Raw genomic sequence first — 18,803 nt, forward strand, 5'->3', positions numbered from 1 at the left:
CCCTTTCGTGTGCCCGGATGCGGTTCGCGCTGCGCGCGGGCGGTCGCACGCAGCAGCGGTCCGTCGGTCCGTGTACGCGTGTACGGGTGCGGGTCTGCCCGTACGGGGAACGGGATCAGTCGCGGGGCGGTGCGCCGCCCGCGTCGTCGTCCCGGATGACCTCGCCCTGGACGACCTTTCCGTCCGGCCGGTGCATCCGCACCTGCTCCTCCGCGCTGCGCGCCTGCCGCAGCGCCTCCCCGATCTCCCCGCGGGACAGCGCCCGCTCCGTGCCGCGCCGCAGCAGCGCGGCCGTCGGCGGGAACAGGCACAGCAGCCCGGCCGCGTCCGAGACGAGGCCCGGCACCATCAGCAGCAGGCCGCCGAGCATCGCGAGCGCGTTGCCGCCGGTGCGCCCCTCCGGGGCGGGCGGCGGCGCGGTGGCCCCGGGCTGCGCGGCCTGCATCGTCTCCTGGAGCTGCCGCCAGGCGCGGCGTCCGGCGCGCTTGATGACGTAGGAACCGAGGACGAAGCCCGCGACCAGCAGCGCCAGCACGGTGAGCCCGCCGGCGGCGCCGGCCACCAGCGTGAGCAGCCAGATCTCCAGCACGACCCACGCGGCGACGCCGAGCGCGGCGAGGCTACGGGCGCGGGAGCGGCGGGCGGGACGGCGTGCGCCGTCCCCGGTGCGGGCCTGCTGGTCGCCCTCGGGCCGGGGCTCGTACGGGAACGGAGTGCCGTTGGTCATGTCTCAAGTGTGCCTGTGTCCGAGGAGTTTCTTCACACGGCGGCTCACGCCCCAGGCGGTGACCCGCCACAGCGCCTCCGCGAAGATGTCGCGGCTCATCTTGGAGTCGCCGCGCTCCCGTTCCACGAACGTGATCGGGACCTCCACGACGTGGTATCCGGCGCGGTACGCGCGGTGCGCGAGGTCGACCTGGAAGCAGTAGCCCTGGGAGGCGACGGCGTCCATGCCCAGCCCTTCGAGGGTCTCCTTGCGGAAGGCGCGGTAGCCGCCGGTGAGGTCGCGGATGGGCACGTCCAGGAGGAGCCGGGAGTACGTGCTGCCGCCGCGCGAGATGAACTCGCGGTGCTTCGGCCAGTTCACGATCCGGCCGCCCGGGACCCAGCGGGAGCCCAGGGCGAGGTCGGCGCCCTTGAGCGCGGTGAGCAGCCGGGGCAGCTCCTCGGGCTGGTGCGAGCCGTCGGCGTCCATCTCGACCAGCACGCCGTAGCCGTGCTCGATGCCCCACTTGAACCCGGCGAGGTAGGCGACGCCCAGCCCTTCCTTGCCGCGCCGGTGGAGCACCTGGATGTGCTCGTCGTCGGCGGCGAGCTCGTCGGCGATCTTGCCGGTGCCGTCCGGGCTGTTGTCGTCCGCGATCAGCACGTGGGCCTCGGGGACCGCGGAGCGCACCCGTCCCACGACCGACTGGATGTTGTCGGCCTCGTTGTACGTCGGGATGATCACGAGGACCGTGCCGAGCGGCTCGTACCGCCGCTGCTGTCCGCTGTGACTCACTGCTGCTGCCCCTCTGCCTGGACGTCTTCCCGGCCCTCTGCTCCGCCTGCCCCGCGTGCCCGGCGACCGAGTACCCAGGCCGCGGCCCAGGCCAGGACGCCCGCGAGGGCGAGTGTCCACTCCGGCCCGGCACCGACGCGGTCGGCGAGCGTGGTGCCGTCGCGCAGGGGCAGCCTAGCTGTGAGCACATCCTGGGTGAATTCGTCGGTGCGCTGCACCACCGTGCCGTCCGGGGCGACCACGGCGCTGATGCCGCTGGTGGCCGCGGTGACGACGGCGCGGCCGTGCTCGACGGCCCGCAGCTTGGACATCACCAGCTGCTGCTCGGGCTGTCCGGTGCGGCCGTACGTGGCGTTGTTGGTCTGGATGACGAGGGCGCGGGCACCGTCGTTGACGGTGTCGCGGACGATCTCGTCGTACGCCACCTCGAAGCAGATGACGTCGCCGAGGCGGGCGGGCCCGACCTGCAGGACGCCGGTGTGGTCGCCGGGGTAGAAGTCGCGGGGGACGCGCTGCAGCCGCGAGATGACCTTGCTGAGCTGGTCCCGGAAGGGCACGTACTCGCCGAACGGCACGGGGTGCTGCTTGGTGTACGAGGCGCCTGGGCCCTTCCGCGGGTCCCAGACGATGCCCTGGTTCTCGACGTAGCCCTCCTTGGTGGGGTGGTCGACCAGGGCGCCCACCAGGATCGGGACGCCGACGGCACGGGCCGCCTCGTCGATGCGGGCGCGGGCCTGCGCGTGCTGGTACGGGTCCAGGTCGGACGCGTTCTCGGGCCAGATGACGAGGTCGGGGCGCTTCGTCTCGCCGGACTTGATGCGCTCCGCGAGCTTGAGGGTGGCCTCGACGTGGTTGTCGAGGATCATCATGGGGCGGCCGAGGAAGTCCATGCCGGCCTGCTGCACGTTGCCCTGGACGACGGCGATGTCGGCGGTGTCGGCGGCCTTGGTGTGCACGGGCACCGCGTATCCGCTGACCGTGACGGCGGCGGCGAGCGCGAGGCTGCCCAGGACGGGCAGCCCGCCCGTACGGGCCAGGCCGGCCGCCGTACGCGACGTGCGCGGCGTGTGCCGCAGCCGCCAGGCGGCGAGGGCGGCGGCGCCGAGCAGGGCGCCGGCCAGCGCGACGGCGAAGGTGACGAGGGGCGCGCCGCCGAGCGCCGCGAGCGGTGTGAACGGGGAGCCGGCGTTCGCGAACGCCAGCCGCCCCCACGGGAATCCGCCGAACGGCACCCGGTCGCGGGCCCATTCCTCGGCCACCCACAGGCAGGCGGCCCACAGCGGCCACGCGGGCAGGCGTGAGGTGACGGCGAGGCCGGCTCCGAGCACGCAGACGAACAGGGCCTGGATGACGGAGAGTCCGAAGGTCGCGTCCCAGCCGACGACGTGCAGCCACTTCAACAGGAAGCAGAAGAAGGGCAGTCCGAACGCGAATCCGGTCCAGGCGCCCTGCCGGGCCGTACGCCCGCGGGTGAGCAGGCTCAGCGCGGCAACGGCAGCGAGCGACAGAGGCCAGGCGCCCAGCGGCGGGAAGGCGAGGCCGAGCGCGATGCCGGCGACGGCGGCGAGCGCCGTACGGGCCGCCTCGCGGCGCAGGAGCGCGCCCAGGCGCCGGGTGCGGGACGGGCGCGCGGCCCCGCCGGAGGGGCGGGCCCGGCCGCCGGCGGGCGGCTCCGTGCCGCCGCCCGCGGCGCCGGCGGCCGCGCCCTCCGGCGAGCGCCGTACGCGCTCTCCGCCGGACGGTGCCGCCGCGTCTCCGGCGCCGGGACCGGCCGCGGAGACGGACGCCTCGCCGGGCTCGGGCGCGGTGTCCGCGGCGGCGGGCACGCCCGTACGGTCCGCCCGGGCGGGCCGCCCGGGGGTGGTGGCGTCGGTGGTGTCGGGGCCCGATGGCACGGTCGCGGCCTTCCTGCAGGTCGTGCGGTGGTGAGGTGACCGTACATCGAGAAGTGCCGGTGGCGGACCGGGGGTGCGTGTGAGCAGCACCGGGGATACGCGGCGGATACGCCGTGCGGCGTCCGGCGCGCCGCGTGCGCGGGGGTGCGGATCGGGGCCCGGCACCCTTCGGGCCGACCTGGGACCCGCTGGCTGCGGGTCGACCGAGAGCCGTTGTCTACTGAGCGTCCGGGCCCCACCCGGGTCGCACCCGCCGACCAGATGAAACCTTCCGCCCCCGTGACGCGGGCGCTGGACCTGGCTCCCAGTGGTGGTGTGCCGGTGCGACGCACCACCCCATGGCCCAGCGGCGTTCGACGACTGCGCGGAGATCCCCCGGTCGGACATCCTGTGGTGGACTCCGCCGAACCTACCCGGCCGACGGCGTCGCCTGTCAACAGTCGTTCCACCTGGAGTGTTTCGGCAAATCAGCAGGTCAGTGGCGAGGGGGTGCGGGCGGGGCGGCGGGCAGAGGGGACATCGTTCGGCGGTATCAACTCCCGTACGTCACTCGATCGGCCGCGCGTGGACCGTACGCCCGGACACCACCGTCCGCAGGCAGACGGGGAGTTGACCGCCGGGCGTCAGGTCGGGCAGCCCCGGGGTGCCGGAGCGCGGGTCGGTGGACCAGTTCGCGACTCTCGAGTCCGGTGCCTGCACGACGAGTTCGCCCGTACGCCAGACCGCGTAGTCGGCGGGAGCGCCGGGTACGAGGACGCCCGCGTCGTCGCGTCCGACGGCGCGCCAGCCGCCGCGCGTGTGCGCGGTGAACGCGGCGCGCACGGAGATCCGGTGCTCGGGCGTGCGGTGGAACGCGGCGGCGCGTACGGCCTCCCAGGGGCCCAGCGGTGTCACCGGGCTGTCCGAGCCGAGGGCGAGCGGCACGCCGGCGCGGAGCAGCGCGGCGTACGGGTTGAGGGTGCGGGCGCGTTCGCGGCCGAGGCGTTCGGCGTACATGCCGTCGTCGCCGCCCCAGGCGGCGTCGAAGCCGGGCTGTACGGAGGCGGTGAGGGCGAGTTCGGCGAACGCGGCGACGGCGCGGTCGTCGAGCATCTCGGCGTGCTCGATGCGGTGCCGTGCGGCGCGTACGCGGGCGAGGCCGGCGCGTTCGGCGGCGGCGCGTACGCCTTCGGTCACGGCGGTGAGCGCGGCGTCGCCGATGGCGTGGAAGCCGGCCTGGAGTCCGGCCTCGGTGCAGGCGGTGACGTGGGCGGCGACGGCGCCGGCGTCGAGCAGTGCGCTGCCGGTGTGCGGGGCGTCGGCGTACGGCTGCTGCAGGTGCGCGGTGTGCGAGCCGAGGGAGCCGTCGGCGAAGAGGTCGCCTGCGGCGCCGACGGCGCCGAGTTCGCGGACGCGCGCGGCGTCCTTCGCGGATGTGACGGCTTCGGCCCAGTAGCCGGTGACGCGCGGCAGCGGCTCCTCGGCGGCGAGCCGCAGCAGTCCTTCGAAGTCGTCCTCGCCGGAGATCTCGGGGCCCGCGCACTCGTGTACGGAGCCGATGCCGGCCGACGCGGCGTGCCGCAACGCCGCCCGCTGGGCCTCGGTGCGCTGGCGCGCGGTGAGGGAGGCGTGGGCGGCGGCGCGGGCGGCGTGGTGGGCATCGCCGGTCAGCGGCGCGTCCGGGGCGTACCCGGGCAGGCCGGTGATGCCCGGTACGAGGTCCAGCAAGGCGGTGCTGACGAGCGCGGAGTGCACGTCGACGCGGGTGAGGTAGAGCGGCCGGCGGCCGGTGGCCTCGTCCAGTTCGGCGCGGGAGAGGGGGCGCCGTTCGGTCCAGGCGGAGTCGTCCCAGCCGGTGCCGAGCAGCACGCGGTCGTCGGGCCGTGCCGCGGCGTGCGCGCGGATACGGGCCAGGGCGTCGGCCGGGCCGCGGGCGCCGCCGAGGTCGAGTCCCGTACGGGCCAGACCAGTCGCCGTCGTGTGCACGTGCGCGTCCGTGAACGCCGGGGTGACCAGCGCGCCGTCGAGCCGTACGGTCTCGTCGACGCCGTCCGCGAAGGAGTCGGCGGCGCCTTCGGAGCCGACCCAGGCGACCCGGTCGCCCTCGACGACCATGGCCGTGGCGAAGGGGTCGGCGGGGCTGTACACCTCTCCCCCGCGCAGCAGGACGGTACGGGGGCGGTGGCCGGCGGCCGTTTCGGGTGCCGGTTCGGGTGCGGAGTCGTTCACGGCGGGCGCCTCGCGGGGTCGGTTCGGGGACATCCAGTCTCGCGTCCGCGCCGCGCGTGCCGTACGCGGGGGTCGGCGCCCGCAGGTGGGGTTCAGATGCGCGGCGGCCGGGCCTCGTACGGCGTGGAGAGCACCACCGTCGTACGGGTGGAGACGCCGGACAGCGAACGGATGCGCGCCAGCAGGTCCTCGAGTTCGAGCGGGGTGGCGACGCGCACCTTGAGGATGTAGTTCTCGTCGCCCGCCACGCTGTGGCACGCCTCGATCTCGGGGACTTCCGCGAGGCGTTCGGCGATGTCGTCGGGTGCGCTCGGGTCGAACGGCTTCACGGAGATGAACGCCGTGATCGGCAGTCCCACCGCTTCCGGATCGACGATCGCCGCATAGCCGCGGACGACACCGCGCTGTTCCAGGCGGCGCACGCGCTGGTGCACCGCCGAGGTGGACAGGCCGGTGGCCTTGCCCAGGTCGGTGTAGCTCATCCGCCCGTCCTTGACGAGCAATTCCACGATTTGTCGATCCAACTCCTCCACAGCAGGTCAACCTACTGTGCCGGGGGCGCTCCGGCACAGCGGGCGGTGGCGTACGGTCCGTACGGGGGGCGCGCGGTGTGAGCAAGGCCACACTGGTGCATCCGCGCCCGCCGGGCCGCCGAGATTATGCGCGTGGCACGGCGGGAAGTGCTTGGTGTGGCCGGGCCTGGCGGTCCGGCGGTTCATCTGAGGGGGAAGTGCATGCGGACAGCGAAGAGTCTCCGGGCCGGCCGTACGGAGGACGCGGCGGACAGCGCGGCGGGCGGTGCGGACACCGTCGAGACGTATGAGCCCTACGAGATCTTCCGGGTGGACTGCCCGGAGTGCGCACAGCCGATCGCCCTGCTCGCGGACGAGGAGTGGCTGCCGGAGCACGCGCTCTGCCCGACGCGCTGGGACCCGTTCGGTCTGACGGTGTGCCCGGGTACGGGGCGTGCCGTGGCGGACGCGCCGCCCGCGGACGGCGGGCGCGGCACGCACGAGGAGGACGCGGCGGCGCTGCTGACGCTGCCCGCCGGGCTGGACTGGCGGAAGCAGCCGTTCTCGCACGCCGGCGGCCCGGCCTCGCGGCCGGTGCGGCCCGTACGGCAGGCGGCGGGGGCGCGCGGCGCGTAAGGGCGTGCAAGGGCGCGTCCGTACGGTCCGTATCAGCGGCCTGTGCGCCCGTACGGCGGCCTCTGCGGGCCTGTGGGCCCGGCGGTGGCACCGTACGGCGGTCCGTGGGCGCCAGGCGCCTGACGGCCGCTCTCCGGCCCACCGCGCGGACAGCGTGCGGGAACCCGCGCCGGGACGCGCGGAGAGACGCGTGTCGGCCCGCCCGTGCCGGGCACCCGTGACCCGGTCACCGGGAAGGAGAGCGGGTGAGGCCGATGAGCAGGAAGCACGAGGACGTGGCACACGCGCTGCTCGAGCGGCACGGACGCACCTACGCGTCCGAGGCGGGCATCACGCTGCGGGACACGCCCCAGCCGCTGTACCAGGTGCTGGTGCTCTCGCACCTGTTGAGCGCGCGGATCAAGGCGGGCATCGCCGTGGCGTCTGCGCGCGCGCTGTTCGACGCGGGCATGCGCGACGCGCGCCGGATGGCCGAGGCCACCTGGCAGCAGCGCGTGGACGCGCTGGGCAAGGGCGGCTACCGGCGCTACGACGAGCGGACGTCCACCCAGCTCGGCGACGGCGCCGAGCTGCTCCGCGACCGGTACGGCGGCGATCTGCGGCGCGTACGGGAGGCCGGGAAGAGCGAAGTGCCCGGGCTGCTGCGGGAGTTCCCCGGGATCGGCCCGTCCGGGGTCGACATCTTCCTGCGCGAAGTGCAGGGCCTGTGGCCCGAGTTCGCGCCGTACTTCGGCGCCAAGGCGCAGGACGGCGCGGAGAAGCTGGGGCTGCCCCGCTCGGTCGACCGGCTCGCGCGGCTGGCGTCCGGGCCGGACCTGCCCCGGCTGGCGGCGGGGCTGGTCCGGGTCGCGCTGGACGACGAGGCCGGTGCGGAGGTACGGGAGTTGGCCGGGGCCGGCGCCGGGGCGCGCTGAGGCCGTACGCGCGCCCCTCGTACGGCTGTCCACGCTCCCGGGGCGGTCCCCTCCCGGAAGCGGTCAGTCGGATTCCGGGCCGAGCAGGTCGCGGGCGATGACCATGCGCTGGATCTGGTTGGTGCCCTCGACGATCTGCAGGCACTTGGCGTCCCGCATGAAGCGCTCGACGGGGAAGTCGGTGGTGTAGCCGTAGCCGCCGAGGAGCTGTACGGCGTCCGTGGTGATCCGCATCGCCGCGTCCGTGCAGAACAGCTTGGCCATCGCGGCCTGCCGCGAGAACGGCTTCCCCGCGTCGCGCCGCCGCGCCGCCGCGAGGTAGAGCGCGCGGCCGGTCTCGATCTGGGTGGCCATGTCCGCGACCATGAAGCGCAGGCCCTGGAAGTCGGCCAGCGGGCGGCCGAACTGCTTGCGCTCGGCGAGGTACGTGAGCGCCTCGTCGAGGGCAGCCTGCGCGAGGCCGACAGCGCAGGCGGCGATGCCCAGGCGGCCCGACTCGAGGGCGGACAGGGCGATGGCGAAGCCCTGGCCCTCGTCACCGATGCGGCGGTCCGCGGGCACCCGTACGCCGTCGAAGTGCACCTGGGCGGTGGGTGATCCGCGCAGGCCCATCTTGCGTTCGGGCTCGGCGGAGGTCAGCGCGGGGGCGTCGCCGGGCACCAGGAACGCGCTGATGCCGCGCGCGCCCGGGGCGCCGGTGCGGGCGAGGACAGTGTAGAAGTCGGCGAGGCCGCCGTGGGTGATCCACGCCTTGCTGCCCTCGATGACCCAGTCGTCGCCGTCGCGGGTGGCGCGGGTGCGCAGCGAGGCGGCGTCGGAACCGGACGAGGGCTCGGAGAGGCAGTACGCGCCGAGGAGGCCCCCGCCGAGCATCGCGGGCAGGTGCTCGGCGCGCTGCTCCTTGCTGCCGAACTCGGCGAGGGCGTGGCAGGCGAGCGTGTGCACGCTGGTACCGAGGCCGACGGTGAGCCGGGCGGCGGCGAGCTCCTCGACGACCTGGAGGTAGACCTCGTACGGCTGGTCGCCGCCGCCGTACGCGGACTCGTAGGGCAGGCTCAGCAGCCCGGACTCGGAGAGCAGCCGGAAGATCTCCCGGGGGAACCGCCCCGTCTCCTCCTCCTCGCCCGCGGTTGGCCTGATCTCGCGCTGGACCAGCTCGCGTACGAGGGCCAGCAGGTCCCGTGCTTCCTCGGTGGGCAGTTCGCGTTCCACCGGCTGGGGTCCGAACTCAGGCATCGCGGCGCTCTCCTCCTGTCGGGGGCTGCGGCGGCGTCGCCGGGGTGTGGCGGCGTCACCGGGGATCGTCACTGCCTCGCCGTGATGCTCCATCGTCGGGTCGCAACGGCGGCTGACCAGCGGCTGTGGCGCAGTGGAGTATGCCCGATCGGCGGCACGGCGTCACTTCGCCGCAGGTGTGACGTGACCCGGCGTTGCCGTGCCGTCCTCTTTCCGCCACCCCGGATGACCGGGAAGTGCGTGACCGTGCCGCCTTCCGGCTTCCCGCACCTGGGCAACCCCGGCGGGCGGCAGGCGGCAGGCGGCGACGCGTACGGATCCGCGTGTGCGGCCGGATTGTCAGACCCGGGTGCCAGACTCGCTCGTATGCCGGGTGACGCGGGCGGTGCGCAGGCCGTGACGGGGACGGAGGCGGCGCGGACGGTGCGGTGGGCGCTGGCCGAGTCCGCCGACGGCCGCGCCCTCGTCTGCCAGCTGGACGCCCGCGGCGCACCGGCCGGCCCGGTGCGGGCGGAGGAGTCGGTGGCGGCGGCCGTACGGGCCAGACCGGAGGTGGGCAGATGGGTGTGGCGGTCGACGGCGGCCGTGTATCCGCGGCTGCTCGCGGCCGGGCTGCGCGTCCCGCGGTGCTACGACGCCGAGGCGGCGGAGGCGCTGCTGCTGGGCCACGAGGGCCGCGGCGGCGAGCCGCGCTCGCTGCCCGCCGCCTGGGCGCGGCTCCACCGCCTGGAGGTGCCGGAGGACCCGCCGCCCGCGTCGCACGAGGCGGACCCGCAGCCGTCGCTGTTCGAGGCGGGCCCGGTCCCGCTGCCGGAGGGCGTGGACCCGATGGCGGCGCTGCTGGAGGTGTACGCGGCGCAGCTGGCCCGTACGGAGGCGGCCGGGCATCCGGGGCGGATGCGGCTGCTGCTGGCGGGCGAGTCAGCCGGGACGCTGGTCGCCGCCGAGATGGGCCGCGCGGGCGTGCCGTGGCGGGCGGACGTGCACCGGGCGCTGCTCGACGAGCTGCTCGGGGAGCGGTACGCGGGCGGCGGCGAGCCGCGCCGGCTGGCGGAGCTGGCGGCGGAGGTGTCGCGCGCGTTCGGGCCGGACGTGCGCGTACGGCCGGACCTGCCGGCGGACATCCTCCGCGCGTTCTCGCGGGCGGGCATCGCGCTGTCGTCCACCCGCGCCTGGGAGTTGCGGAAGGTGGACCACCCCGCGGTCGAGCCGCTGCTGCGCTACAAGAAGCTGTACCGGCTGTACACGGCGCACGGCTGGAGCTGGCTGCGGTCCTGGGTGCACGACGGCCGGTTCCGCGCCGAGTACCTGCCGGGCGGCACGGTGTCCGGGCGCTGGACCACCAACGGCGGCGGCGCGCTCCAGATCCCGAAGGTCGTACGGCGCGCGGTGGTCGCCGACCCCGGCTGGCGGCTGGTGGTGGCCGACGCCGACCAGATGGAGCCGCGGGTGCTGGCCGCCGTCTCCCGCGACCCGGGGCTGATGGAGGTGGCGGGCAGCGGCCGCGACCTGTACTCGGTGCTGTCCGAACGGGCCTTCTCCGGCGACCGCGACCAGGCCAAGCTGGCGCTCCTGGGCGCCGTTTACGGGCAGACCAGCGGCGACGGCCTCAGGCATCTCGCGGCGCTGCGGCGCCGCTTCCCGGCCGCCGTCGACTACGTCGACGAGGCCGCCCGCGCGGGCGAGGAGGGCCGCCTGGTGCGGACGTGGCTGGGCCGCACCTGTCCCCCGCTGGTGAGCCGCGCGGACGACGGGCACGCGTACGAGCCGCCGCCCGGCGGGCCGGACGGGGCGGACGGGCCGGACGGCGAGCAGGAGGGGCCGGACGCGGCAGGCTCGCCGTACGGCGCCGGGCCCGGCGCCCGTGCGCGCGGCCGCTTCACCCGGAACTTCGTGGTGCAGGGCAGCGCGGCCGACTGGGCGGTGCTGATGCTGGCCGCGCTCCGGCAGGAACTGGCAGGGATGCGGGCCGAGCTGGTGTTCTTCCAGCACGACGAGGTGATCGTGCACTGCCCGGCGGAGGAGGCGGAGCGGGTCACCGAGGCCGTACGGGCCGCGGGTGAACGGGCGGGCGTGGCGGCGTTCGGCACGACGCCGGTGCGGTTCGCGTTCACGACGGCGGTGGTGGACTGCTACGCGGACGCGAAGTAGGGCCCGTACGGGGAAGCAGGGCCCGTACGGGGCCGCGCTCGCACGGGCCCGCGGGCCGCCGTGCGTCGCGCTCCGTTCAGAGCAGCGACTCGATGAACTTCCGGGTCTCGTCGGGCGGTTCGGCCTCGGCGCACAGCCGCTCCATGATCAGCGTGTACTGGTCGACGTTCTCCCGCTTGTCCAGGTACACGGCGCCGGTCAGCTGCTCCAGATACACCTTGTCCGGCAGGTCGGGCTCGGCGAACCGCAGGATGGTGATCGGCGAGCCCGCCGTGGCGTTCGCGCCCACGCTGAACGGCGCGTACTGCAGCGTCACGCTGGGCAGCTCCAGCACCTCCAGCAGGTACTCGAGCTGGCGGCGCATCACCTCCTGGCCGCCGAACGGCCTGCGCAGCACCGCCTCGTCCACCACCGCCCACAGCTTCGGCGCGCCCTCCCGGGTGAGCAGGGACTGCCGGGCCATCCGCAGCTCCACGAGCCGTTCGATCTTGCGGGCGGGCGCGTCCGGATATCCCATCCGGGTCACCACACGGGCGTACGACTCGGTCTGCAACAGCCCCGGAAGGAACTGGACTTCGTAGGTCCGGATGATCGACGCGGACTCCTCCAGGCCGATGTGCAGCTCGAACCAGTCGACGAGCACGTCGCTGTACTGGTGCCACCAGCCGGGCGTGTTCGCCTTGCGGGCCAGCTCCAGGTACTCCTCGCGGTCTTCCGGGAGCAGCACGCCGTAGAGGGTGAGCAGATCCTGGAGGTCGCGTTCCTTGAAGCCGACCTGGCCCAGCTCGAGCCTGCTGATCTTCGCGTGCGAGCCGCGGATCGCCCGGCCCGCGTCCTCGCGGGTGATCCCGCGTCCCTGCCGCAGCCTGCGCAGCCGCGCGCCCAGCACGATGCGCACGACGGTCGGCCCGGACTGCGGGCGCTCGAGGCGGTGCCCGGGTTCGGGGTCGCCACTCGGCTGGATCATGGCGGTCATGGCAACTCCTGCGGTGCGTGCGGATGCGGCGTCGGACAGGGGGCGGATGCGCGTCACTTCTTGCGGGCGGCTCCCGCGTAGAGCGGGATGTCGGTGGGCCCGAGCGCGTCGGACCCCACGTCCACCGGGTCGGGCCGCCAGCGCTGGACCACCTCCAGGCCCGGCTCCAGCAGCTCCATCCCGTCGAAGAACCGCAGCACCTCGTCCCTGGTGCGCGCCTCCACGTTCGACCCGCCGGCCTTCAGCCCGTCGGTGGCCTCGCGCATCGCCGCGGGCTCGAAGTCGTCGGTGACGTGGGTGAGCGCCAGGCAGCTCCCGGAGGGCAGCCGGTCGAGGATGCCGCCGACGATCTCGTACGGGTCCTCGCCCTTCGGCAGCCAGTGCAGGATGGCGATCAGGGTGACCGCCACGGGCCGGGTGAGGTCGAACGTCTGCAGCAGCTCCGGGTGTTCGAGGATGGAGGCCGGCTCGCACAGATCGCCCTGGATGTACGCCGTGCGGCCCTCGGGGCTGCTGTGGTGCAGCGCGCGCGAGTGGACGAGCACGATGGGGTCGTTGTCGGCGTACACGACGCGGGACTCGGGCGCGATGCGCTGGGTGACCTCGTGCAGGTTCGGCGAGGTGGGTATCCCGGTGCCGATGTCGAGGAACTGCCGGATGCCCTCCTCGGCGACCAGGTGGCGGGCCACGCGGTGCATGAAGGCGCGGTTCTGCCGGGCTATGGTCGCGGCGTTCGGCAGGGAGACCAGGAGCTGTTCGGCGGCCTGCCGGTCCGCGGGGTAGTTGGTCTTGCCGCCGAGCAGCACGTCGTACACGCGCGCGGCGTGCGCCCGGTCCGTGTGCAGCTCGACGGGCGGTTTGGAGTCCGCCCGCATCCACTCTTCCGTGTCCGCCATGCCTGGACCCCTTCCCACGGCCCGGCGTTCCTTTGGCGGGCCGTCAATCGCCCTACCAGGCTAGCGGGTTGGGCCGCGCTGGGAAGCCGCCGCGTCGCACGCCGTTCGCGCCGCCCCGGCCGCCGGCGCGCCCCGGCCCGCAGCGGTCGCCCGTACGCCCGCGGCTCACGACTCGCGCGCCCCACGCGTACGGGCGTGCGCGAGGTGGTGCCACATGTGCTCCCGCGCCGCCTCCGCGTCGCCGTCGAGCATCACGTCGAGGAGTTCGAGGTGCTGGCGCGCCGACTCGGCCAGGACGCCGTCGTGGTCGCCGTCGCCGAGCCCGTACAGCCGGGAGCGCCTGCGCAGGTCGCCGACGACGCGTACGAGGTGCCTGTTGCCGCCGAGGGCGAGGAGCGCGAGGTGGAAGCGCTGGTCCGCCTCCAGATAGCCGACGAGGTCGCCGTCTCGGGCGGCGGTCACGGTCTCCTCGGCGGCCGGGCGCAGGGCGCGCAGCTGCTCGGGGGTGGCCGTCTCGGTGACCCTGCCGACGGTGGGTATCTCGATGAGCGAGCGGATCTCCGTGACGTCGTCGAGGTCGCGGTCGGTGAACTCGGTGACCCGGAAGCCCTTGTTCCGTACGGCCTCGACCAGCCCCTCGCGGGCCAGCTCCAGCATCGCCTCGCGGACGGGCGTGGCGGACACGCCGTACTCGGCGGCAAGGGCCGGCGCGGAGTAGACGATCCCCGGGCGCAGCTCCCCCGCCAGCAGCGCGGCGCGCAGCTCGTGCGCGACCTGGTCGCGCAGATGCTCCTGGACGGAGACGAGCTGGCGCGGTGCGGAGGTCTCCATGCGCTGCCTTCCCATGGGAGCGGCCGAATGGAGCCCCAAGTTTACAATGTGACATTTGCCGCTTCTGGTGCAGGGAGCGCAGGGCGCTGCCGTTCCCGCCGGCCCGCCGGCCCGGGTGTACGGGCCGGCGGGACGGCGGACGGCGGACGGCGGACGGCAGCGCGTCGACGGGTCTGCCGGTCTGCGGATCAGCGGATGCCGAGGCTCTCCAGCACCGTGCGCTGCTGCGGCGTCGGGTCGAGCGGGAAGTACAGGTAGCACACCCCGCCCGTGCCGCTGAGCACCTTGCCGTCGGCGTCCTTCCGCTTCGTGCGGAGCCAGATGTTCTCCCACTGCCGGCGCGGGTAGACGTGGCGGACCGACGGATTGTCCGGCGAGGCCGGGTCGTTGGCGATGACGTCGCCGTCCTCGGTGAAGCCGATGACGGTCATCAGGTGCCCGGCGGTGCCGTAGCCCGCGCCGTCCAGCTCCGACTCGATGAACGACTGCGAGGTGATCAGCGGGATGCCCGCCGCGATCAGCCGCTCGGCGTCCGCCAGCGAGGCGCAGCGGGTGACGACCGCCTGCATGTCCTCGTACGTGGCGGCGTACGCGGCGTTGAACGGCCAGTTGCCGCAGCCCTCGTAGTCGTAGTCGAAGGTGAACCGGGCCGCGTGGCAGACCTGGGGGTCCGCGTAGTCCGGGTTGACCCAGGCCAGGTCCTCCGGGGTGGGCTTGCGGCCCCAGTGCTCGATGATCATCTGGGAGGAGGTGGGGCTGCACCACGCCTCTCCCCCGCCGTCGTACTCCGGGTACTGGCCCTCGTGGATGTTCTGCGAGTAGCGCGGCACCTTCAGTTCCTTGCCGGCGCCGGGGCCCGGCTCGGTGGCCGGGACCTCGAAGCGGTCCGGCAGGTCCGAGGCCATCGCGCCGAGACGCCACACGGTGGGCGCGGCGTCGCTGCCCTCCGCGCGGTGCAGGGTGACGCGCAGCTCGTACGAGGCCAGGCGCGGGCCGGCGGCGAGGTCGTCGATCACGAAGGTGTCGGTGGAGATGCTGCTCTTGCCGTCGCCCTGGCCGGGCACCGACGTACGGCGCGGCACGTCGTCGCCGTCGCCCGCGGTCCAGATGCCAAGGGTGTACCAGGGGGTGTCGCCGCCGCCCGTGTAGCTGCCGCGGATCTCGATGCGGGCCCAGGTGCCGGCCGGGGTGTCCGCGTTCCAGGAGGCGACCAGTTCGCCCGCGGGGACGGTGAGTTCGTGCCGCGGCGAGGTCCAGCGCGCGTACTCCCAGGTGGCCTTCTTGCTGGTGTGCGGGTCCTTGTACTCGACGGTGCCCGCGGGTTCGGCGAGCACCACGCCGGGCCGGCGGCCGCCCTCGGCGCGCGTGCCCTCGTGCGTGCCGCTCTCCCAGTCCGGGAGCGAGCTCCAGTCGTGGTATTCGATGAGGTCGTCCTTCCTCGGTCGGTGCGGCCGCGCGTGCCCCCGTTCCGCCGCCGTGCCGCGGTCGGTGCGGGCCGCCGCGGGAGCGGCGGCGCCGGCCGCCGTGGCGAGGGCGGCGGCCAGCACGGTACGGCGCTTGGCTGGTCTGCTGATCATGTGGTGAAGCCCCCAGTCGGTCGCTGAGATGTATCGCTGAGTTCTGTCGCTGAGATGTGCCGACAAGTGCTGCGTCGGCCGTGCTGCGTCAGGTGGCGTGCGTCGGGCGTGGAGCGGGAGGTGTACGGCGGATGAACGACGTCGACCCAACTATCGCCGGTCAGCGGGCGCGCGGGCCAGTGACCTGTACGCATGGCACGCCCGTACGCACGGAAAACATTGGCCGCACCACTGGCGGTACGGGCCGCGGCGGGCCCGCGCCGCACCGCGGGCCGTAGGCTGCCGGGATGCGACGGGCCCGCGACCTCGACGGACTCGCCCGCGAGCTGGGCGGGCTGGCCCCGTCCTGCGGTCCCGTGCGGCTGATCGCCGTGGACGGGCACGCCGGCTCGGGGAAGACGGGTTTCAGCGCGCGGCTGGCCCGCGCGCTCGGCGGCGCACCCGTGCTCCACCTCGACGACGTGGCGAGCCACGACGCCCTCTTCGACTGGACGGCCCGCATCCGTACGGAGGTGATCGGTCCGCTCTCTCGCGGCGCACCGGCGCGCTACGGGAAGTACGACTGGCACCGCCGGGAGTTCACTCGTGCGGGTGAATTCCCGCCCCGTCCGGCCGTCCTGGTCGAGGGAGTCGGCGCGGGGCGCCGGGAGCTGCGCCCCTGGCTGGCCGCCGTGCTGTGGATGGACCTGCCGCGGGACGAGTCGTGGGCGCGCGGAATGCGCCGGGACGGTCCGGATCAAGCCGATTTCTGGCGCCGCTGGAAGCAGGCGGAGCTCGCGCACTTCACTTCCGACCCCTCGCGCCCGTACGCGGATTACGTGGTGCGGGAGCGCGGCACGGGGTTCGAGGTGCTGGAGGGACCGGCGGGAAGCGGATGAGTCCCACTCAGCATCACCCTCGGTGATCCGGGGGGACTTCGCGGCGCGTTCCGACAGGTCGCCTCGGAGAGCGCCTTGACCGACGGCCCGTGCAGGAATTACGTTCTCAATATGCGGTCTGTACAGGCCGCCTCTGACGCGGAGCCCCTGGTTGTTCCCCCGTGACCGGGGGCTTCGTTCTGCCCAGAGCCGGCCGCCTCCGACCGCTCTCCCTTCACCCTCCGTCACCGCCACTTTCCCGCCGTCCAGGGCGAGTTCCGGGCCGGCTCCCGTGCCGCAATCCGACGACGGCGCCCTTCGGCCGCGGGGAGTGCGCGGGTACGATGCAAAGGGGCGCGGATAGTCGGTTTCTCCAGCTGTGGAGCGGCAACTTCCGTGCATGGTACGGCTGTTCGCCCGGCCTCCCTCCCGGCGGGCGGGTGACGGGCCGGCGGAGAGCGACGGGGGGACATGTCGTGGGGGATGTGATGGATTTCGGCAGGCAGGATTCCCAGGACCTGCACGCCCCTGCCGATCTCGCCTGGCTGCGCGGCGTGGACGCGTACACGGTGGGCGGATACACCGAGGCGGAGGACGAGTTCCGTACGGCCGTACGGCTCGACCCGGGGATGGCCGACGGCTGGCTCGGGCTGCACGCGCTGCGCGCGGACACCGGCGCCGCGCTGCTGCGGATGTACGAGCACCGCGGCCGGTTCGGGGAGCAGCGCTCCCGGCACCGCCGCAACCTCAACTCCTGGTACTGGCTGGGCTGGTGGGTGCAGCCCGTGCTCGAGACGGGCCGCGACCTGCTGCTCGCGCACGCCTCGCACTGGCTGGACGGCCGGCACGTGGCCGAGCTGGACCGGGCGCTCGCGGACTGCCCGCCGGTGGAGACCGACCAGCAGGCGCGCTTCCTGCACGCGTGCCGGGCGTATCTCGCCAAGGACTGGGACCGGCTCGTACGGCACACGGAGCCACTCGTCGACGACCCGCTGCTGGGCATCGAGGCGGGCCTGTTCGCGGGCATGGCCCGGGTGCGGCTGGAGATGTACGCACAGGCCGAGCCGCTGCTCGCCGCCGCGCTCATGCGCTGCCGCAGCGAGCAGCCGCAGCGCAAGGAGCTGCGGTACTGGCTGGCCAGGGCCCGCGAGGGGACCGGCCGCAGCGCCGCGGCACTGCCGCTCTACCGCGCGGTGCACCGCATCGACCCGGCGTTCATGGACACGGCGGCGCGGCTGACCGCGATAGCCGAGGGCGACGGGCTCGGCGACACCTCCGGCCTCGCGGCCGCCATGACGGCCGCCAACGCGGGCGGCGGCGGCCAGGACCTGCTGGACCCGGGCCCGGACCCCGGCGCCGAGGCTGCCGACGGGCCGGACGCCGGGGGCATAGCCGACCTCGACGCCGGAGACCCAGACTTCGACGCGGGCGGCGCCGACGCGCTCCGGCTGGAGGACGCGGGCGACCCCGCCGAGCCGGCCCGCGTGGACCCCGGGCCCGTACGGGAGCGGGCCGTGCAGCCGCACGGCCGGACCGACTCCGGGCGGCTGCCCGTGGGCCCCTCCGATCCGGTGCTGCTGGCTCAGGCGCTGGACGAGCTGGAGCGGATGGTGGGCCTGGAGCCGGTCAAACGGCAGGTCCGCGCGCTGTCGGCACAGCTGCACATGGCGCGGCTGCGGGCCGGCCAGGGGCTGCCCGTACAGCCGCCGAAGCGGCACTTCATCTTCTCCGGGCCCTCGGGCACGGGGAAGACGACGGTCGCGCGCATCCTCGGCCGTGCCTTCTACGCGCTGGGGCTGCTCGGCGGCGACCATCTGGTGGAGGCCCAACGGGCCGACCTCGTCGGCGAGTTCCTCGGCCAGACCGCCGTCAAGGCGAACGAGCTGATCGACTCGGCCCTGGGCGGCGTCCTGTTCGTGGACGAGGCGTACGCCCTGTCCAACTCCGGCTACAGCAAGGGCGACGCGTACGGCGACGAGGCCCTCCAGGTGCTGCTGAAGCGGGCGGAGGACAACCGGGACCGTCTCGTGGTGATCCTGGCGGGCTACCCGGAGGGCATGGACCGGCTGCTGGCGGCGAACCCGGGGCTGAGTTCGCGCTTCACGACGCGCGTCGACTTCCCCAGCTACCGCCCGCTCGAACTCACCGCGATAGGCGAGGTGCTGGCCGCCGAGAACGGCGACGTGTGGGACGAGGAGTCCCTGGAGGAGCTGCGCAGCATCGGCGGCCACGTCGTCGACCAGAACTGGATCGACGAGCTGGGCAACGGCCGCTTCCTGCGGACGCTGTACGAGAAGAGCTGCGCGTACCGGGATCTGCGGCTCTCCGGCTACCCCGGGACGCCCACCCGCGACGACCTCGCGACGCTGCGGCTGCCGGATCTGATGCAGGCGTACGGCGAGGTGCTCTCGGGGCGGGGGCCGGAGCGGCCTCCTCCGGAGCTGTGAGTTGTGAAGGGCTCACGCCCTTCCAGCCCGTTACCTCCAGCCCGGTCGGCTGGCTCAGCCCGGCCCAATCCAGGCTGTCTGGCGATTGAGGACGACCGGAGCGGCCGCTCCCCCGAGCCCGGCAGGCTGCCCGAGCCAGCCACAACCCAGTCCGTCCGGCGATTGA

At 74.2% G+C, this 18,803-nt stretch carries 15 protein-coding genes; 5 read left to right on the top strand and 10 right to left on the bottom strand.

The window, feature by feature from the left end:
- Nucleotides 1–115: 115 nt before the first annotated feature.
- The 5 genes from fxsA to DVA86_RS12225 all read right to left on the bottom strand — a co-directional run bounded on the left by fxsA (nucleotide 116) and on the right by DVA86_RS12225 (nucleotide 6,137).
- The gene (gene fxsA / locus DVA86_RS12205; RefSeq protein ID WP_208878084.1) at nucleotides 116–727 is read right to left on the bottom strand and encodes an FxsA family membrane protein; all 612 of its coding nucleotides are present in this window, start codon (nucleotides 725–727) and stop codon (nucleotides 116–118) included.
- Nucleotides 728–730: 3 nt separating this feature from the next.
- Nucleotides 731–1,501 carry a polyprenol monophosphomannose synthase gene (locus DVA86_RS12210; RefSeq protein ID WP_208878086.1) on the bottom strand — a complete coding sequence of 257 codons (771 nt, stop codon included), beginning with the start codon at nucleotides 1,499–1,501 and terminating at the stop codon, nucleotides 731–733.
- A complete protein-coding gene (lnt, locus tag DVA86_RS12215) occupies nucleotides 1,498–3,396 on the bottom strand; it encodes an apolipoprotein N-acyltransferase (protein WP_425470817.1) in 1,899 nt (632 codons plus the stop codon). The genes DVA86_RS12210 and lnt overlap by 4 nt, the downstream gene beginning before the upstream one ends.
- Nucleotides 3,397–3,942: 546 nt before the next feature.
- Nucleotides 3,943–5,604, bottom strand: coding sequence for an amidohydrolase (locus tag DVA86_RS12220; RefSeq protein ID WP_245996518.1), 1,662 nt, complete (start codon nucleotides 5,602–5,604; stop codon nucleotides 3,943–3,945).
- A gap of 92 nt (nucleotides 5,605–5,696) precedes the next feature.
- The gene (locus tag DVA86_RS12225; RefSeq protein WP_208878090.1) at nucleotides 5,697–6,137 is read right to left on the bottom strand and encodes an Lrp/AsnC family transcriptional regulator; all 441 of its coding nucleotides are present in this window, start codon (nucleotides 6,135–6,137) and stop codon (nucleotides 5,697–5,699) included.
- Between the two features lie 201 nt (nucleotides 6,138–6,338).
- Here DVA86_RS12225 and DVA86_RS12230 point away from each other — a divergent pair, with 201 nt between their 5' ends.
- Nucleotides 6,339–6,752, top strand: coding sequence for a hypothetical protein (locus DVA86_RS12230; protein WP_208878092.1), 414 nt, complete (start codon nucleotides 6,339–6,341; stop codon nucleotides 6,750–6,752).
- A 254-nt stretch (nucleotides 6,753–7,006) separates the two neighbouring features.
- Nucleotides 7,007–7,666 carry an HhH-GDP family DNA glycosylase gene (locus tag DVA86_RS12235; protein ID WP_208878093.1) on the top strand — a complete coding sequence of 220 codons (660 nt, stop codon included), beginning with the start codon at nucleotides 7,007–7,009 and terminating at the stop codon, nucleotides 7,664–7,666.
- Between the two features lie 63 nt (nucleotides 7,667–7,729).
- Here DVA86_RS12235 and DVA86_RS12240 read toward each other — a convergent pair whose 3' ends face one another.
- Complete coding sequence (locus DVA86_RS12240) at nucleotides 7,730–8,902, bottom strand: acyl-CoA dehydrogenase family protein (RefSeq protein WP_208878094.1); 1,173 nt, start codon at nucleotides 8,900–8,902, stop codon at nucleotides 7,730–7,732.
- Between the two features lie 366 nt (nucleotides 8,903–9,268).
- Between DVA86_RS12240 and DVA86_RS12245 the strand changes: the two genes are divergently transcribed.
- Complete coding sequence (locus tag DVA86_RS12245; protein ID WP_208878102.1) at nucleotides 9,269–11,053, top strand: bifunctional 3'-5' exonuclease/DNA polymerase; 1,785 nt, start codon at nucleotides 9,269–9,271, stop codon at nucleotides 11,051–11,053.
- A gap of 76 nt (nucleotides 11,054–11,129) precedes the next feature.
- Here the strand turns inward: DVA86_RS12245 and DVA86_RS12250 are convergent, their stop codons facing one another.
- From DVA86_RS12250 to DVA86_RS12265, 4 genes are all read right to left on the bottom strand, one after another.
- Nucleotides 11,130–12,029 (bottom strand): DUF5753 domain-containing protein, encoded by a 900-nt coding sequence (locus DVA86_RS12250; protein WP_208878103.1) that lies wholly within the window; start codon nucleotides 12,027–12,029, stop codon nucleotides 11,130–11,132.
- Nucleotides 12,030–12,082: 53 nt separating this feature from the next.
- Nucleotides 12,083–12,925 (bottom strand): SAM-dependent methyltransferase, encoded by an 843-nt coding sequence (locus tag DVA86_RS12255; RefSeq protein WP_208878104.1) that lies wholly within the window; start codon nucleotides 12,923–12,925, stop codon nucleotides 12,083–12,085.
- Nucleotides 12,926–13,090: 165 nt separating this feature from the next.
- A complete protein-coding gene (locus DVA86_RS12260; RefSeq protein ID WP_208878106.1) occupies nucleotides 13,091–13,756 on the bottom strand; it encodes a GntR family transcriptional regulator in 666 nt (221 codons plus the stop codon).
- 188 nt (nucleotides 13,757–13,944) lie between these two features.
- A complete protein-coding gene (locus DVA86_RS12265) occupies nucleotides 13,945–15,333 on the bottom strand; it encodes a peptidase C39 family protein (protein WP_208878107.1) in 1,389 nt (462 codons plus the stop codon).
- Between the two features lie 287 nt (nucleotides 15,334–15,620).
- Here DVA86_RS12265 and DVA86_RS12270 point away from each other — a divergent pair, with 287 nt between their 5' ends.
- Together DVA86_RS12270 and DVA86_RS12275 are read left to right on the top strand one after the other, a co-directional pair.
- The gene (locus DVA86_RS12270; protein ID WP_208878109.1) at nucleotides 15,621–16,211 is read left to right on the top strand and encodes a uridine kinase family protein; all 591 of its coding nucleotides are present in this window, start codon (nucleotides 15,621–15,623) and stop codon (nucleotides 16,209–16,211) included.
- A 467-nt stretch (nucleotides 16,212–16,678) separates the two neighbouring features.
- A complete protein-coding gene (locus DVA86_RS12275; protein ID WP_208884635.1) occupies nucleotides 16,679–18,637 on the top strand; it encodes an AAA family ATPase in 1,959 nt (652 codons plus the stop codon).
- Nucleotides 18,638–18,803: the final 166 nt, after the last annotated feature.

It is taken from the genome of Streptomyces armeniacus, assembly GCF_003355155.1.
In the GTDB taxonomy this organism is placed as follows: Bacteria; Actinomycetota; Actinomycetes; order Streptomycetales; family Streptomycetaceae; genus Streptomyces; species Streptomyces armeniacus.

Excerpts from the sequence above, each read along its gene's own strand:
- fxsA (WP_208878084.1), bottom strand. The coding sequence starts at position 727 with ATGACCAACGGCACTCCGTTCCCGTACGAGCCCCGGCCCGAGGGCGAC.
- DVA86_RS12250 (WP_208878103.1), bottom strand. The coding sequence starts at position 12,029 with ATGACCGCCATGATCCAGCCGAGTGGCGACCCCGAACCCGGGCACCGC.
- DVA86_RS12245 (WP_208878102.1), top strand. The coding sequence starts at position 9,269 with ATGCCGGGTGACGCGGGCGGTGCGCAGGCCGTGACGGGGACGGAGGCG.
- DVA86_RS12275 (WP_208884635.1), top strand. The coding sequence starts at position 16,679 with ATGGATTTCGGCAGGCAGGATTCCCAGGACCTGCACGCCCCTGCCGAT.
- DVA86_RS12255 (WP_208878104.1), bottom strand. The coding sequence starts at position 12,925 with ATGGCGGACACGGAAGAGTGGATGCGGGCGGACTCCAAACCGCCCGTC.
- DVA86_RS12235 (WP_208878093.1), top strand. The coding sequence starts at position 7,007 with ATGAGCAGGAAGCACGAGGACGTGGCACACGCGCTGCTCGAGCGGCAC.
- DVA86_RS12240 (WP_208878094.1), bottom strand. The coding sequence starts at position 8,902 with ATGCCTGAGTTCGGACCCCAGCCGGTGGAACGCGAACTGCCCACCGAG.
- DVA86_RS12270 (WP_208878109.1), top strand. The coding sequence starts at position 15,621 with ATGCGACGGGCCCGCGACCTCGACGGACTCGCCCGCGAGCTGGGCGGG.
- DVA86_RS12230 (WP_208878092.1), top strand. The coding sequence starts at position 6,339 with ATGCGGACAGCGAAGAGTCTCCGGGCCGGCCGTACGGAGGACGCGGCG.
- DVA86_RS12260 (WP_208878106.1), bottom strand. The coding sequence starts at position 13,756 with ATGGAGACCTCCGCACCGCGCCAGCTCGTCTCCGTCCAGGAGCATCTG.
- DVA86_RS12265 (WP_208878107.1), bottom strand. The coding sequence starts at position 15,333 with ATGATCAGCAGACCAGCCAAGCGCCGTACCGTGCTGGCCGCCGCCCTC.